Raw genomic sequence first — 14,588 nt, forward strand, 5'->3', positions numbered from 1 at the left:
CGTCACGTCCGGTTCCGGACGCGACGACGCCCTCCGTCCGTGCGCGGTCGGAGGGCGTCGGGTCGTGCGATCAGGCGCTGAGCGCCGGGTAGTCCGTGTAGCCCTCGGCCGTCGTGCCGTAGAAGGTCGCCGGGTTCGGGGTGTTCTCCTCGGCGTCGCGCTCCCAACGGGTGGCGAGGTCGGGGTTCGCGATGGCGGCGCGGCCGACCCCGACGGCGTCGGCGAGACCAGCCTCGACGAGGCCGATCGCCTCGGTCCGGGTGGTCGGCGCGCTGAACCCGCTGTTCGCGATGAACGGCGCGCCGATGGTGCGTCGGATCCCCTGCACGAAGTCACCGGCGGGCTCGGCGTGGAGCACGTCGACGAACGCGAGCCCGAGCGGGGCGAGTCCCTCGGCCACGGCCGTGTACGTCGCGACGAGGTCGTCGCGGTCGGTCTCGAGCGCACCCTGGATGTTGTGCTCCGGCGAGAGGCGGATGCCCGTCCGGCCGGCACCGACGGCAGCGGCCACCGCGGCGGTCACCTCGACCGCGAGGCGCGCCCGGTTCTCCGGCGTCCCGCCGTACTCGTCCGTGCGCTCGTTCGACGCGGGCGACAGGAACTGGTGCACCAGGTACCCGTTCGCGCCGTGGACCTCCACGCCGTCGAACCCGGCGCGGATCGCGTTGCGGGCCGCGGCGACGAACTGCTCGACGACCTCGTGCACCTCGTCGGTGGTGAGGGCGTGCGGCACCGGGTACTCGGCCTTGCCGAGCGGCGTGTGTGCCTCACCCGGAGCCGCGAGGGCGCTCGGGCCGACGATGCGCGGCGTCAGCGAGATGTCGGTGTGGGAGACGCGGCCGCCGTGCATGAGCTGCATCACGATCGTGCCCCCGGCGGCGTGCACCGCGTCGGCGACCCGGGCCCACCCGGCGACCTGCTCGTCCGTCTCGATGCCCGGCTGGCCGGGGTACGAGCGGGATTCCTGCACCGGCCAGGTCCCCTCGGTGACGATCATGCCGAGCCCGGCGCGCTGCGCGTAGTGCTCGACGAGCAGGTCGTTCGGGACGCCGTCGACCCCGGCGCGGGTGCGCGTGAGCGGGGCCATGACGATGCGGTTGCGGAGCTGGAGGTCGCCGAACTGGGCGGGGTCGAAGAGGTTCACGCGAGGCCCGAACCGCGATCCGGGTTGTTCCATTCCGCAACTTGACCCCCAGAACGGGCGCTTTCCACAGGCTCCCGCCACCGCTTGCATGGAAGGACCGCGCACCACCCATGACGCGACGCCCACCGCAGGAGGACCACCCTGATGGAAACGACGACCGACACCACCGAGTCGGCCACCCAGACGCTCGCGGCCATGGACGTCCGCATCGGCATCGTCGAGGCGGCCCTGCGGGTGCTGTCCCGCCAGTCCTACCGCCGCACGACGTTGCGGGACGTCGCGGACGAGGCCGGGATGACCCTGGAGCAGGTCGGCGAGCACTTCCCCACGTGGCCGGGGCTCGTCATGGCCACCCTGCACCACTGGCAGACCCTGCGGACCGCGCACCTCCTGGACGTCGGACGGGACCACGGCGTGCTCGAGTTCATGCGTCGCCTGGTCGAGGAGAACCTCGACGACCCGGTGATGGCACGGTTGCTCGTCATGGTGCTCGCGGAGGCGATGGACCCGACGCACCCGAGCGCGCCCTACCTGCAGACGCGCTACGAGGCGTTCCACCAGACCATCCTGACCGCGGTCGAACACGACATCGCGATGGGGCGCTTGCCCCACGACCTGCAGGCGGACCACGCCGCCGAGCTCATCCTCGGGCTCTGGGAAGGGCTGTGGATGCAGTTCCTGCTCCGCCCGCAGATGGACATGCAGGCGGCGTTCGACCGCGCGCTCGGTGTGCTGGTCCGCGACTGGCGCGTGGTCTAGCCCAGGTCGCCTGCGTCCGGGGCGAGTGCGCTGAGGTACGCGAAGTGCGCATCGAGCGCACGGCGACCGTCGCGCGTCAGGCCGGCCCAGGTGCGGGCGTGGCCTCGGTCCCGTTGGACCCGGCGGAGCACCACGTAGCCGGCGTCGGTGAGCACCCGGAGGTGCTTGCTCAGCGTCGCGTCCGAGACGTCGAGTGCGTCCCGCAGCGTCGCGAACTCGACCTCGCCACCGCGCGCCAGCAGTGCGCAGATCTGGAGGCGCTGTGGCGCGTGGATCGTCGCGTCGAACGTCGGCTCCATCGGCACCGTCACGCGTCGAGCCGGGCGAGGTGCCGTCGTGCGGCCGCGTCCGCGAGCGGACCGGTCAGGGCGGACACGAGCCCGACGACCGTCGCGGCCACGATGCCCTCGGGCACGGTCCAGGAGCGCAGGACGACCGAGGCCGTGAGCGCTGCGACGGCGACGACCAGGGCGATGACGGACCAGGGAGCGCCCGCGCGGAGGAACTGCCACCGGTCCGGGTTCGCCCGCGAGAACCCGACCACGCCCGTGCGGCGTCGGGCCAGGCCGATGGACAGGACGAGCCCGATGCCGAGCGGGAGGAGGTCCCACGCGGATCGGCTCCGCACGCCGTAGACGGTGAGGGCGATGCCGAGGCCGTGCAGCGCGTGGAACCACCACGGTGAGCGCAGCCGGTCGGTCATCCGGGCGCGTGCGGCACGGACGGCTTCGCGGGCAGCGAGCGGGTCGATCGGCCCGAAGGCCCGGTTCTCGTCGATGTTTTCCATGTCGGCAACAATACTGTTTCCAACACGGAAAGCAAGAGGCACGGGTGCGGCGGCCTGCGGACGCCACCGTCGCGGCGGACTAGCGTCGGGCCTCCAGACGGAAGGGACGGGCATGACGGACCTGGGACCACGCGAGACGGGGGCCGGCGACGAACGCGGCCCGCTGCAGAAGGCGGCCGACGCGTCGACCGGACGGCAGGAGCACGGCATCGGCGACCACGCCCACCGCGTGAAGGACACGGCGTACAGCCCCTCGAGCGACGCCGAGACGGAGGCTGCGCAGGACCTCCAGCGCGACGACGCCGACCTGGCGGAGGACGGCATCGACCCGTCGAAGGTCGTGACGGCGCCGGGGACCGGCGGCGCGGACGACGTCGGCGACGTCGAGCCCGAGGCGGGTGACATCCACCTGCCGTTCCAGGCGTCGGACAACGGCGCCGGCGACAACACGACCGGCCCGCGGTAGTCACACCGTGGCACGCACGGGCGGACGCTCCTGCTGTCCCTCCTCGCGCTGCTGTTACTGCGGGGCGGTGTGCGCGGCGCCTGACCCCGAGGTCGGACCTCTGGTGCGGTGGCTCATCGTCGCGCTCGATGGACGTCCCGCAAAGCTGTCGCGCCTACCGTGCCCTGGGTGTCGGAGCCCGAACTCGCCGCAGCGCAGACCACGCCGCGCTCGCACCTGTACGAGATCGACGTGCTCCGGCTCCTCACGTTCGCGTGCGTCATCGCCGTCCACACCGTCAACTACATCGGCGGGTTCGGCGTCGTCACGGACGCGCTGCTCACCCTGCTCCACTTCACGCGTGGGGCGTTCTTCTGGCTGACCGCGTTCGTGCTCACCTACGGGCAGCTCCGTCGGCCGCGGCCGCTCCGCCGGTTCTGGCCGCGGCGGTTCCTGCTCGTCGGGCTGCCGTACGTCGTCTGGTCGGGCGTGTACGTGTTCCTGAACGCGACGATCTCGGACTCGCTCGGTGACCCGATCGCCCGGCTCGTCGACTGGGGGCAGGCGCTCCTGCGGGGCGACGCGGCGGAGCAGCTGTACTTCCTGCTCGTGACCATGCAGGTGTACCTCGTGATCCCGGCGTTCATCTGGGCCGTGCGGCGGTTCCCCGAGGCCCACCTGCTGTTCCTCTCGGTCGCGTTCCTCGTCCAGGGCGCGGTGTTCTGGGTCGCGCGGTACGAGCCCGCGACCGTCGCCTGGACGCACGGCTCCCTGACGAGTGTGTTCACGAGCTACCTGTTCTTCGTCGTGGGCGGCGTCGTCGCCGGCGCGCATGCCGACGCGGTGCTGCGGTGGGTGCGCGGGCACCGGGTCGTCCTCGCGGTCGCACTCACCGCCACCGCCGTGCTCGCCCTCGCCGTCTACGCGCTGAACCGTCACATCGGCCTCGACCTCAGCGACGCCTCGGACGAGATGCAGCCCGTGCAGCTCGTGTGGAGCACGGTCGCGACACTCGCCCTGCTGAGCATCGGCGCCTGGTGGGCGGACCACCGCCGCCCGGGTTCGTGGGACGACCGGACGCTCGCGTGGGCGTCGGACCGGTCGTTCGGGATCTTCCTGAACCATCCGGCGATGATCACGATCCTGCTCGCGCTCGGCATCACGGCACCGTCGAACCCCGCCGCCCTGCGCGTGCCGATCGCGTACGTCCTCGTCGTGATCGGTGCGGTCGTCACGACCGAGGTGTTCCGGTGGACGCCGCTCAGCCTGCCGCTGACGGGGCGACCGATGGTGCGTCGCACCCGGGAGGCCCGTGCTCAGCCCGTCGGTGAGAACCGGTAGCCCATCCCCGCCTCGGTGACGAGGTACCGCGGGCTCGCCGGATCCGGCTCGAGCTTCTTCCGCAGCTGCGCCATGTACAGCCGCAGGTACCCGCTGTCACCCCCGTGCGACGGACCCCACACCTCGGTGAGGAGCATCTCACGGGTCATGAGTCGATCCGGGTGCGCCAGGAGGACCTCGAGCAGCCGCCACTCCGTCGGGGTGAGCCGCACGGGGGCGCCGTTGCCTTCGGCCCACGTCACCTGCTTGGCGGCGAGGTCGACCACGAGGTCGCCGATCCGGACGGTCGGGGCCTCCTCGGCCGGGGCCCGTCGACGGCCGAGCGCCCGGAGGCGGGCCAGGAGCTCGTCCATCTGGAACGGCTTCGTCACGTAGTCGTCCGCCCCGGCGTCGAGCGCGTCCACCTTGTCGGCCGAGTCCGTGCGGCCGGACAACACGAGCACGGGCACCTGGGTCCACGCCCGGAGCGCCTCGAGCACCCCGAGACCGTCGAGCCGCGGCATGCCGAGGTCGAGGAGCACGAGGTCCGGCCGCTGCGTGATCACCGCGTCGAGCGCAGCCCGGCCATCGCGGGCGGTGACGATCTCGTAGCCACGGGCGCCGAGCGTGACGGACATGGCTCGGACGAGCTGGGCGTCGTCGTCGGCGATGAGGATCTTCACTGTTGTCCTTCCTGGCCCGCGCCGGCGACCGGCAGGCGGACGACGACCGTGAGCCCGCCACCCGGGGTGTCGTCGACCCGGATGGTCCCACCCATGCCCTCGGTGAACCCGCGGGCGAGCGCGAGTCCGAGTCCGAGTCCGCTCTCGTTGTCCGTGTCCCCGAGGCGCTGGAAGGGCAGGAACACGTCCTCGCGACGCTCGGGCGGGATGCCCGGCCCCGTGTCCGCGACGCGCAGCTCGACGGCGGGGCCGAAGGCACTCGCGGCCACGCGGATCCGTGCCCGCTCCGGCGAGTAGCGCTGCGCGTTCGCGAGCAGGTTCACGACGACCCGCTGCAGGAGCACCGGATCGGCGCGGACGGGCAGGAGATCGGCGGGCAGGTCGAGGTCGACGTCCGTGGGACCGAGTGCGAGCTCGTCGAGCGCGGGGGCGACGACGTCCTCCAGGGCGATCGTCTGCGGCGTCACCGCGAGCACCCCGGCCTGCACGCGGCTCACGTCGAGCAGGTCGGCCAGCAACGCCGCGAGGGACCGCAGGCTCTCGTCGGCGGTCGCGAGCAGTTCCTCCCGGTCGGACTCCGTCAGCGTGACGTCGGCTGCGCGGAGCCCGCCGATCGCGGCCGTGGCCGCGGCCACCGGGCGGCGCACGTCGTGTCCGACCGCGGCGAGCAGGGCGCTCCGGACCCGGTCGGTGGCCGCGATCCGCTCCGCGTCGACGGCGGCCCGGGCGAGCACGCGGTGCTCGAGCGCGGCGTCGATCTGCTGCTCGACGACGGCCAGGAGGCGCCGCTCACCCGGTCCGACGGTGCCACCCCGGATCTCGAGCAGACCGCCGGCCGGGAGGCGCCGGGTCACGTCCGCGTCGCCACGCACGTCACCGGACACCGCGGCCTCGACCCCGTCGGCCAGGACGCGCACGCTCGCGACGCCGAAGGCCTCCCGTGTGCGGTCGACGAGTGCGTCGAGGGCGTCGTCGCCGCGCAGCACCCCGCCGGCGATGCTCGTGAGCAGGGCGGACTCGGCTGCCGCCCGACGCGCAGCCCGGGCGTGCCGGGCCGAACGGTCGACGACCACGCTCACGAGCACCGCGCTGACGACGTAGAGCACGAGGGCGACGAGGTGCGACGGCTGCTGCACCGTGATGCGGTGGACCGGGGCGACGAAGAAGTAGTCGAGCGACAGTCCCGACAGCACCGCGGCGAGCACCGCCGGCCACGCGCCGCCGACGAGTGCGGCGACGAGCACGAGGAGCTGGTACGCCAGCGCCTCGACCGTGATGTCCCCGCGCGCCCCGATCGCGACGAGCAACGCGGTGAGCGACGGTCCGACGACGACCACCAGCGCGACGGCACCGAGCACGCGGGACCGGCTGAGGCTGCCGGTCCGTCCGGTCGCGAACCGAACGGTGCGGCGGAGCACCGAGGAGTCGGTGTGGACCGCGTGATCGGCCTCGGGTCGTCGACGCTCCATGCGCTCATCCTGCCGTGGGGACGCGCCCCGCGCGCCCACCCGGACGATATACTACGTATCAGCGAGGGACACGGGCGACGACGACCCAGAGACGGCAGAAGCTCCGGGTCCGCCGAGGCGGAATACCGGAGCTTCCTTCCGTGGCCCAGGCGACATGCGGCAGAGGTCATCGAGGGCTTCGAGAGGAACATACCACATTCCATGCGTGATACGGACGATGCCTGGTTCCGAAGCTGGGTGAGTGAACCGAGGCTCGAACCGTACCTCCGAGCCGCCGGCCACGATGCCCGACGCGCTCGTGCGCTGTACGGATGGAACGCACGGTTGGCGTCTGCCTTCCTCCACGACCTCGCGCATCTGGAGGTCGGTCTCCGGAACGCCTTCGACCGCGCGCTCTGCGACGCGGTCCTCGCTGGCGACGACCACTGGACTCGACGCCCTCCGGCGGTTCCGGAACCGGGTCGCCCATCACGAGTGCATCATGCAGGGCGCGGAGACCCACCGCCGTCGGCTCGTCGGGCAGGTGCGCCGGCTGTCCGAGGAGGCCGCGCGCGACCTCGCCGCGCGGAGTGACGTCGCGCGCCTCCTGCGCGAGCGTCCGTGACCACCGCACCGGGGGCGGGCGTTAGTGGTCCGTACGGCTTCGCTCCGGAGGCGTTAGGGATCCGTGAGGACGCCCGGTCGGACTCCGCGCCGGGCGCACGATCACTTCCGGCATCCGGATCGGGTGCGGCCCCGGCTCCGGCCCCGGCCAGCTGACAACCAGGAGTTGGTCCTCGTGTTCGACGTGTTCGTCGTCCTCGGCACGGTCGCGCTGTTCAGCGTGATCGCGCTCATCGGCAAGGGGGTGGAGCGCCTGTGATCGTCATCACCATCGCCGCGGCCGTGCTCGGCATCGCCTCCATCGGCTACCTCGTGTGGGCGCTCGTGCGCCCGGAGCAGTTCTGATGAGCGCCGGGGAGACCTGGGCGGGCATCGCGTCCGTCGCGGCACTCGTGCTGCTCCTCGTCGTCGTGCACCGCCCGCTCGGCGACCACATGGCCCGCATCTACACCCCCACGAAGCACATGCGGGTCGAGCGCGGCGTCTACCGGCTCATCGGGGTCGACCCCGACGCGGAGCAGTCGTGGCCCGCCTACCTGCGGAGCGTCCTGCTGTTCAGCGTGGTCGGCGTGTTCGCCATCTACACGCTCGAGCGCCTGCAGGCCGTGCTCCCCGCGAGCCTCGGACTCCCCGCGGTCACGCCGAGCCTGGCGTTCGACACGGCGGTCTCGTTCGTGACGAACACGAACTGGCAGTCGTACTCCCCCGAGCTCACGATGGGCTACACGGTCCAGATGGCCGGCCTGGCCGTGCAGAACTTCCTGTCGGCCGCGGTCGGCATGGCGGTCGCCGCGGCGCTCGTCCGCGGATTCGCCCGGCGACGTACCGGGACCCTCGGCAACTTCTGGGTGGACACGGTCCGCACGGTGTGGCGTCTGCTGCTGCCGGTGTCCTTCGTGTTCGCGATCGTCCTCATCGCGGGCGGTGCGGTGCAGAACTTCCTCGACCCGACCACCGTCCACACGCTCGCGGGCGGCACGCAGACGATCGCGGGTGGCCCCGCGGCGTCGCAGGAGGCCATCAAGGAGTTCGGCACGAACGGCGGCGGGTTCTTCAACGCGAACTCCGCCCACCCGTTCGAGAACCCGCAGCCGTGGACGAACCTCCTCGAGGTGTTCCTGCTGCTCGCGATCCCGTTCAGCCTGCCGCGCACGTTCGGCACGATGGTCGGCGACCGCCGCCAGGGGTACGCCATCCTCGCCACGATGGGCGTCATCTTCCTCGTCTCGCTCTCGGCGATGTCGTCACTCGAGCTCGCCGGCGGCGGCACCGCGACCCACCTCGCGGGTGCCGCGATGGAGGGCAAGGAGGTCCGGTTCGGCGTCATCGGGACGACGATCTTCAACACCTCCTCGACCATCACGTCCACCGGCGCCGTGGACGGCATGATCGACAGCCAGACCCCGCTCGGCGGCATGATGGCGATGATCAACATGATGCTCGGCGAGATCGCGCCGGGTGGGACCGGGTCCGGCCTGTACGGCATGCTCGTCCTCGCCGTCATCACGGTGTTCATCGCCGGCCTGCTCGTCGGCCGCACGCCCGAGTACCTCGGCAAGAAGATCCGTGCCCGCGAGATGACGTTCGCGTCCCTGTACGTGCTCGTCACACCGGCCATCGTCCTGCTCGGCGCGGGACTCTCCCTGGTGATCCCCGGCGTCGCGCAGCAGGTCGAGCACACCTCGATCTCCAACCCGGGCAACCACGGGTTCTCCGAGCTGCTCTACGCGTTCACGAGCGCCGCGAACAACAACGGGTCCGCGTTCGGCGGCATCACCGCGAACACGACGTGGATGAACTCGGCCCTCGCGGTCGCGATGGCCCTCGGCCGCTTCGTCCCGATCGTGCTCGTGCTCGCGCTCGCCGGGTCCCTCGCCCAGCAGGACCACGTGCCCGCCACCTCCGGGACGCTGCCGACGCACCGCCCGCTGTTCATCGTCCTGCTCGCCGGTGTCGCCGTGATCGTCACCGCCCTGACCTACTTCCCGGTCCTCGCACTGGGCCCCCTCGCAGAAGGACTCGTCCGATGAGCACCATCGCTCCCGCCACCGAGGACACGACCGTGTCCGACCACCCCACCCGGCGGAACGCCGCGTTCGGCCCCCGGCAGCTCGCCGCCGGCCTCCCGGGCGCCGTCCGCAAGCTCGACCCCCGCATGATGTGGGGGAACCCCGTCATGTTCATCGTCGAGGTCGGCGCCGCGCTGACGACGGTCACCGCGATCGTCGACCCCCGCTCGCACGAGCCGGCAGCGGGCGCCGCGGCCGTCCCCGCGTCCTTCACCTGGGCGATCGCGATCTGGCTCTGGCTCACGGTCGTGTTCGCGAACCTCGCCGAGTCCGTGGCCGAGGGGCGCGGCAAGGCGCAGGCCGACGCGCTCCGCAAGACCCGCAGCACGACGACGGCCCGCCGTGTCGTCGCGTACGACCAAGCCGGGGACGCCGCTGCCCACCGGGCACAGACCGAGGAGGTCGTCAGCGTCGACCTGGCCAAGGGCGACGTCGTGCTCGTCGAGGCGAACGACGTGATCCCGGGCGACGGCGACGTCATCGCCGGCATCGCCTCGGTCGACGAGTCGGCCGTCACGGGCGAGTCCGCCCCCGTCATCCGCGAGTCCGGCGGCGACCGATCGGCCGTCACGGGCGGCACGCGCGTGCTGTCCGACCGGATCGTCGTGCGGATCACGTCGACGCCGGGCGAGACGTTCATCGACCGGATGATCCGGCTCGTCGAGGGCGCGGCACGGCAGAAGACCCCGAACGAGATCGCGCTCAACATCCTGCTCGCGTCGCTGTCGATCATCTTCGTCATCGTCTGCCTCACGCTCCAGCCACTCGCCGGCCTCGTCGGGTCGACCGTCAGCGTCACGGTGCTCATCGCCCTGCTGGTCTGCCTCATCCCGACCACGATCGGCGCGCTGCTCTCCGCGATCGGCATCGCCGGCATGGACCGGCTGGTCCAGCACAACGTGCTCGCGATGTCGGGCCGCGCGGTCGAGGCCGCCGGCGACATCACCACACTGCTCCTCGACAAGACCGGCACGATCACGTACGGCAACCGCCGGGCCTCCCGGATCGTCCCGGTCGGCGCGGTGACGGAGGCCGAACTCATGGCCGCCACCGCGCTCTCGTCGGCCGCCGACGGCACGCCGGAGGGCCGCTCGATCGTCGAGCTCGCCGCCCAGGCCGGCGCCCCGACGGGTGCCCCCGCGGGCGCGGTCGAGGTCCCCTTCACGGCGCAGACCCGCATGTCCGGTGTCGACCTCGGTGACGGCACGCAGGTCCGGAAGGGCGCCGCGGCCGCGGTGCTCGCCTGGGCCGGGACGAGCGACAGCGCCGTGGTCGCCCAGGTCGACGCCACCGTCGCGGAGATCTCGGACCAGGGCGGGACCCCGCTCGTCGTCGCGCGCCGGGACGCGGACGGCACCACGGCCCTCCTCGGCGTCGTGCACCTCAAGGACGTCGTCAAGGACGGCATCGCCGAGCGCTTCGCGGACATGCGCGCCATGGGCATCCGCACCGTCATGATCACGGGTGACAACCCGCGCACGGCGGCCGCGATCGCGGCCGAGGCGGGCGTCGACGACTTCCTCGCCGAGGCGACGCCCGAGGACAAGCTGCGGCTCATCAAGCAGGAGCAGGAGGGCGGCAACCTCGTCGCGATGACCGGTGACGGCACGAACGACGCCCCGGCGCTCGCCCAGGCCGACGTCGGCGTCGCGATGAACACGGGCACGACCGCGGCCAAGGAGGCCGGCAACATGGTCGACCTCGACTCGGACCCGACGAAGCTCATCGACGTCGTGCGGATCGGCAAGCAGTTGCTCATCACCCGCGGGGCGCTCACCACGTTCTCGATCGCGAACGACGTCGCGAAGTACTTCGCGATCATCCCCGCGATGTTCCAGGTGGCGTTCCCCGGCCTGGCGGTGCTCAACGTCATGCACCTGCACAGCCCGGCGTCGGCGATCCTCAGCGCGGTCGTGTTCAACGCGCTCGTCATCGTCGCGCTCATCCCCCTGTCGCTCCGCGGCGTCACGTACCGGGCAGCGTCCGCGTCGAGCATCCTCGGCCGGAACCTGCTCGTCTACGGCCTCGGCGGCGTCATCGTGCCGTTCATCGGCATCAAGATCATCGACCTCATCGTCGGTCTCATCCCGGGCTTCTGAGCCCGGCAACGAGGAGTTCCACACCATGGCATCGACACGCACCACACTCCGCACGGCGGGCGTCGCCCTCCGTCTCACCGTCCTCAGCACGATCGTCCTCGGCGTCGGGTACCCGCTCGCCGTCTGGGGCGTCGGGCAGGTCGCGTTCCCGCACCAGGCGAACGGCTCGATGGTCCAGGACTCGTCCGGCCACGTCGTCGGCTCGTCGCTCGTCGGCCAGTCGTTCACGACGCGGAAGGGCGCCACGATCGACCGTTGGTTCCGGTCGCGCCCCTCCGCGGCGGGGGACGGGTACGACGCCAACGCGTCCTCCGGCTCGAACCTCGGCCCGGACAACCCCGACCTCATCACGGCCGTCCGGGAGCGCCGCGCCGCCATCGCGAAGGCCGACGGCGTGCCCGTCTCCGCCGTGCCGGCCGACGCCGTCACCGCGTCCGGTTCGGGCCTCGACCCCGACATCAGCCCGGCGTCCGCGCTCGAGCAGGTCGACCGCGTCGCCCACGCCCGCGGCCTGTCCACGACGCGGGTCCGGCAGCTCGTCGAGGACCACACCGCCGGACGCCAGCTCGGGTTCCTCGGTGACCCGACGGTGGACGTGCTCGAGCTCAACCTCGCGCTCGCCGACCTGCGCTGAGGACGACGAGCATGCAGCGGGGACGCCTCCGGGTCCTGCTCGGCGCCGCCCCGGGCGTCGGCAAGACCTACACCATGCTCGAGGAGGGCCGCCGCCTCCGCGACGAGGGCCGTGACGTCGTCGTGGCCGTGGTGGAGACCCACGGCCGCGCGGCGACCGCGGCCCTCGTCGCGGGGCTCGAGCTGGTCCCGCGGCGCACGGTCGAACACCGCGGTGTCCGGCTCGACGACATGGACCTGGAGGCCGTGCTCGCCCGCCGCCCGGACGTCGCGCTCGTCGACGAACTCGCCCACACGAACGCGCCCGGTAGTCCGCACGACAAGCGCTGGCAGGACGTCGAGGCGATCCTCGCCGCCGGGATCGACGTGATCTCGACGGTGAACGTGCAGCACATGCAGTCGCTGTCGACCGTCGTGCAGGAGATCACGGGCACGGTGCAGCGCGAGACCGTCCCCGACGCGGTCGTCCGGGCCGCCGACCAGATCGAGGTCGTCGACCTCTCGCCGCAGGCCCTGCGAGACCGGCTCTCCGACGGGCTGGTCTACCCCGCGGCTCGGATCGACGCCGCGCTGTCGAACTACTTCCGGCTCGGGAACCTGACGGCGCTCCGCGAGCTCGCGCTCCTCTGGCTCGCCGACGAGGTCGACGACGCCCTGAAGAAGTACCGCGCCGAGCACGGCATCCAGCACAAGTGGGAGGCCCGGGATCGCGTCCTGGTCGCACTCACCGGCGGTCCCGAGGGCGAGACCCTGCTCCGCCGCGGGGCACGGATCGCCGCCCGGTCCGCCGGCGGCGAGCTCGCCGCCGTGCACGTCACCACGAGCGACGGCCTCCGCGAGCGCCATCCGGGTGCGCTCGGTCGCCAGCGCGCACTCGTCGAGCAGCTCGGCGGCACCTACCACCAGGTCGTCGGGGACGACGTCCCGACCACGCTCGTGCGGTTCGCCCGGTCCGTCGACGCGACCCAGATCGTGATCGGGGTGAGCCGTCGGTCGCGGGTGCTCGCCGCGCTGACCGGTCCGGGCATCGGCACGACCATCGTGCGCGAGTCCGGTGACATCGACGTCCACATCGTGACGCACAGCGCCGCCGGGGGCCGCCTCGCACTCCCCCGGCTGGGCGGCAGTCTGTCGCGCTCCCGGGTCGTGGCCGCGTTCCTCCTGGCCCTCGCGATCGGGCCGCTCCTGACGTTCGTGCTGTCCTCCGTGGGCGACCGCGACGCGATCACGGTCGAGGTGCTCGCCTACCAGATGCTCGTGCTCGTCGTGGCGCTCGTCGGCGGAATGTGGCCGGCAGTGTTCGCCGCGGTGCTGTCGGGGCTGTCCCTCGACTTCTTCTTCGTGCAACCCCTGTACACGGTGACCGTGCAGCGGCCCTGGCACCTCGCGGCCCTCATCCTCTACGTGGCGAGCGCCGTCGCGGTGAGCTGGGTCGTGGACCGGTCCGCGCGACGATCGCGCGCCGCCCGCCGTGCCGCCGCCGAGTCCGCGCTCCTGGTCGGGATCGCCGGCAGCGTCCTGCGCGGGGACGACGCCCTGCAGGCACTCGTCGACCGAGCGCGTGAGGCGTTCGGGTTCGACGGTGTGCTCGTCCGGCAGGGTGAGGACGTCGTCGCCGAGGCCGGCGCCGTGCATGGTGCGCCGAGCGCGACCACGCGCCTCCAGTCCGGCGGCACCGTCGAGTTCCACGGTTCCGCCGACCCGGGCGGACAGCGGTTGCTCCGCGTCGTCGAGCGGCAGATCGACGTGGCGCTCGACCACCGCACCCTGGCGCGGACGGCGGGCGAGGCGGAGCGGATCGCGGCGGCGGACCGGGTGCGCAGCGCCATCCTCGCCGCCGTCGGGCACGACGTGCGTCGGCCGCTGGCCGCCGCGTCGGCCGCGATCCAAGGTCTCCGCGCGCAGGACGTCACCCTGTCGGACCACGACCGGGAGGTCCTCCTCACCACCGCCGACGAGAGCCTGCGGACCCTCGGGTCACTGCTCGCGGACCTGCTCGACGTCTCGCGGGTCCAGGCGGGCGCGCTCGCCGTGGCGACCGCACCGATCGGCGTCGACACCGTCGTCGCACCGGCGCTCGACGAGCTCGAGCTCGGCCCGGGCGCCGTCGACCTCGACCTGCCCGCCGAGCTCCCGCCGGTCCGTGCCGACGCGGTGCTGCTGCAGCGGGTCGTCGTGAACCTGCTCGCGAACGCCGAACGGTACGCCCCTGCGGGGACCCGCGTCCGCGTGGCGGCCAGTGCGTTCGGCGGCATGGTCGAGCTGCGCATCGCGGACCAGGGCCCGGGCATCCCACCGGAGCGTCGGGACGACGTGTTCATGCCGTTCCAGCGACTCGGGGACACGGACAACGACACGGGGCTCGGCCTCGGACTGGCGCTCGCCCGCGGGTTCATCGAGGCGATGGACGGATCGGTCGAGGTGGACGACACCCCGGGCGGCGGCCTGACCGTCGTCGTGCGGCTCCCCATCGCGGGACACCTCGGCGTCGGAACCGTCACCACCCACACGCACGGCACGGCGACGAGCACGTGACGGGCCCGCACCGCGCCTCCCGGTCGCTGGCGCGCGAAGCGG

The 14,588-nt window shown here is 72.4% G+C and carries 14 protein-coding genes; 9 read left to right on the forward strand and 5 right to left on the reverse strand.

What is annotated here, in order from left to right:
• Positions 1-70: 70 nt before the first annotated feature.
• Positions 71-1,144, reverse strand: coding sequence for an alkene reductase (locus DEI88_RS15225; protein WP_181434776.1), 1,074 nt, complete (start codon positions 1,142-1,144; stop codon positions 71-73).
• Between the two features lie 144 nt (positions 1,145-1,288).
• Here DEI88_RS15225 and DEI88_RS15230 point away from each other — a divergent pair, with 144 nt between their 5' ends.
• Positions 1,289-1,903 (forward strand): TetR/AcrR family transcriptional regulator, encoded by a 615-nt coding sequence (locus tag DEI88_RS15230; protein WP_111012966.1) that lies wholly within the window; start codon positions 1,289-1,291, stop codon positions 1,901-1,903.
• On the opposite strand, the gene DEI88_RS15235 is transcribed toward DEI88_RS15230, so the two are convergent.
• A complete protein-coding gene (locus DEI88_RS15235; RefSeq protein WP_258375010.1) occupies positions 1,900-2,214 on the reverse strand; it encodes a transcriptional regulator in 315 nt (104 codons plus the stop codon). The genes DEI88_RS15230 and DEI88_RS15235 overlap by 4 nt on opposite strands.
• Complete coding sequence (locus DEI88_RS15240) at positions 2,211-2,690, reverse strand: hypothetical protein (RefSeq protein WP_111071881.1); 480 nt, start codon at positions 2,688-2,690, stop codon at positions 2,211-2,213. The genes DEI88_RS15235 and DEI88_RS15240 overlap by 4 nt, the downstream gene beginning before the upstream one ends.
• 112 nt (positions 2,691-2,802) lie before the next feature.
• On the opposite strand from DEI88_RS15240, the gene DEI88_RS15245 reads away from it, so the two are divergent.
• Together DEI88_RS15245 and DEI88_RS15250 are read left to right on the forward strand one after the other, a co-directional pair.
• Entirely contained in the window at positions 2,803-3,156 is a 354-nt protein-coding gene (locus tag DEI88_RS15245) for a hypothetical protein (RefSeq protein WP_111012963.1), read from the forward strand.
• 168 nt (positions 3,157-3,324) lie between these two features.
• Positions 3,325-4,476, forward strand: a complete 1,152-nt coding sequence (locus DEI88_RS15250; protein ID WP_181441211.1) for an acyltransferase — start codon at positions 3,325-3,327, stop codon at positions 4,474-4,476.
• Here the strand turns inward: DEI88_RS15250 and DEI88_RS15255 are convergent.
• The gene (locus tag DEI88_RS15255; protein ID WP_111071883.1) at positions 4,452-5,138 is read right to left on the reverse strand and encodes a response regulator; all 687 of its coding nucleotides are present in this window, start codon (positions 5,136-5,138) and stop codon (positions 4,452-4,454) included. The two genes, DEI88_RS15250 and DEI88_RS15255, sit on opposite strands and share 25 nt — an antisense overlap.
• A complete protein-coding gene (locus tag DEI88_RS15260; RefSeq protein WP_111071884.1) occupies positions 5,135-6,607 on the reverse strand; it encodes a sensor histidine kinase in 1,473 nt (490 codons plus the stop codon). The genes DEI88_RS15255 and DEI88_RS15260 overlap by 4 nt, the downstream gene beginning before the upstream one ends.
• Before the next feature lie 481 nt (positions 6,608-7,088).
• Here DEI88_RS15260 and DEI88_RS15265 point away from each other — a divergent pair, with 481 nt between their 5' ends.
• From DEI88_RS15265 to DEI88_RS15290, 6 genes are all read left to right on the forward strand, one after another.
• Positions 7,089-7,211: a hypothetical protein gene (locus tag DEI88_RS15265; protein ID WP_258375011.1), complete on the forward strand. Its 123-nt coding sequence runs from the start codon at positions 7,089-7,091 to the stop codon at positions 7,209-7,211.
• Between the two features lie 254 nt (positions 7,212-7,465).
• Positions 7,466-7,555: a potassium-transporting ATPase subunit F gene (locus DEI88_RS15270; protein WP_111071885.1), complete on the forward strand. Its 90-nt coding sequence runs from the start codon at positions 7,466-7,468 to the stop codon at positions 7,553-7,555.
• The gene (gene kdpA / locus DEI88_RS15275; protein WP_111071886.1) at positions 7,555-9,240 is read left to right on the forward strand and encodes a potassium-transporting ATPase subunit KdpA; all 1,686 of its coding nucleotides are present in this window, start codon (positions 7,555-7,557) and stop codon (positions 9,238-9,240) included. Before DEI88_RS15270 ends, kdpA begins: the two co-directional genes overlap by 1 nt.
• Positions 9,237-11,378, forward strand: coding sequence for a potassium-transporting ATPase subunit KdpB (kdpB, locus tag DEI88_RS15280; RefSeq protein ID WP_111071887.1), 2,142 nt, complete (start codon positions 9,237-9,239; stop codon positions 11,376-11,378). The genes kdpA and kdpB overlap by 4 nt, the downstream gene beginning before the upstream one ends.
• Positions 11,379-11,403: 25 nt before the next feature.
• The gene (gene kdpC, locus DEI88_RS15285) at positions 11,404-12,012 is read left to right on the forward strand and encodes a K(+)-transporting ATPase subunit C (protein ID WP_111071888.1); all 609 of its coding nucleotides are present in this window, start codon (positions 11,404-11,406) and stop codon (positions 12,010-12,012) included.
• Positions 12,013-12,023: 11 nt separating this feature from the next.
• Complete coding sequence (locus tag DEI88_RS15290) at positions 12,024-14,546, forward strand: ATP-binding protein (protein ID WP_111071889.1); 2,523 nt, start codon at positions 12,024-12,026, stop codon at positions 14,544-14,546.
• Positions 14,547-14,588: the final 42 nt, after the last annotated feature.

This window comes from Curtobacterium sp. MCBD17_003 (assembly GCF_003234885.2).
Lineage (GTDB): Bacteria > Actinomycetota > Actinomycetes > Actinomycetales > Microbacteriaceae > Curtobacterium.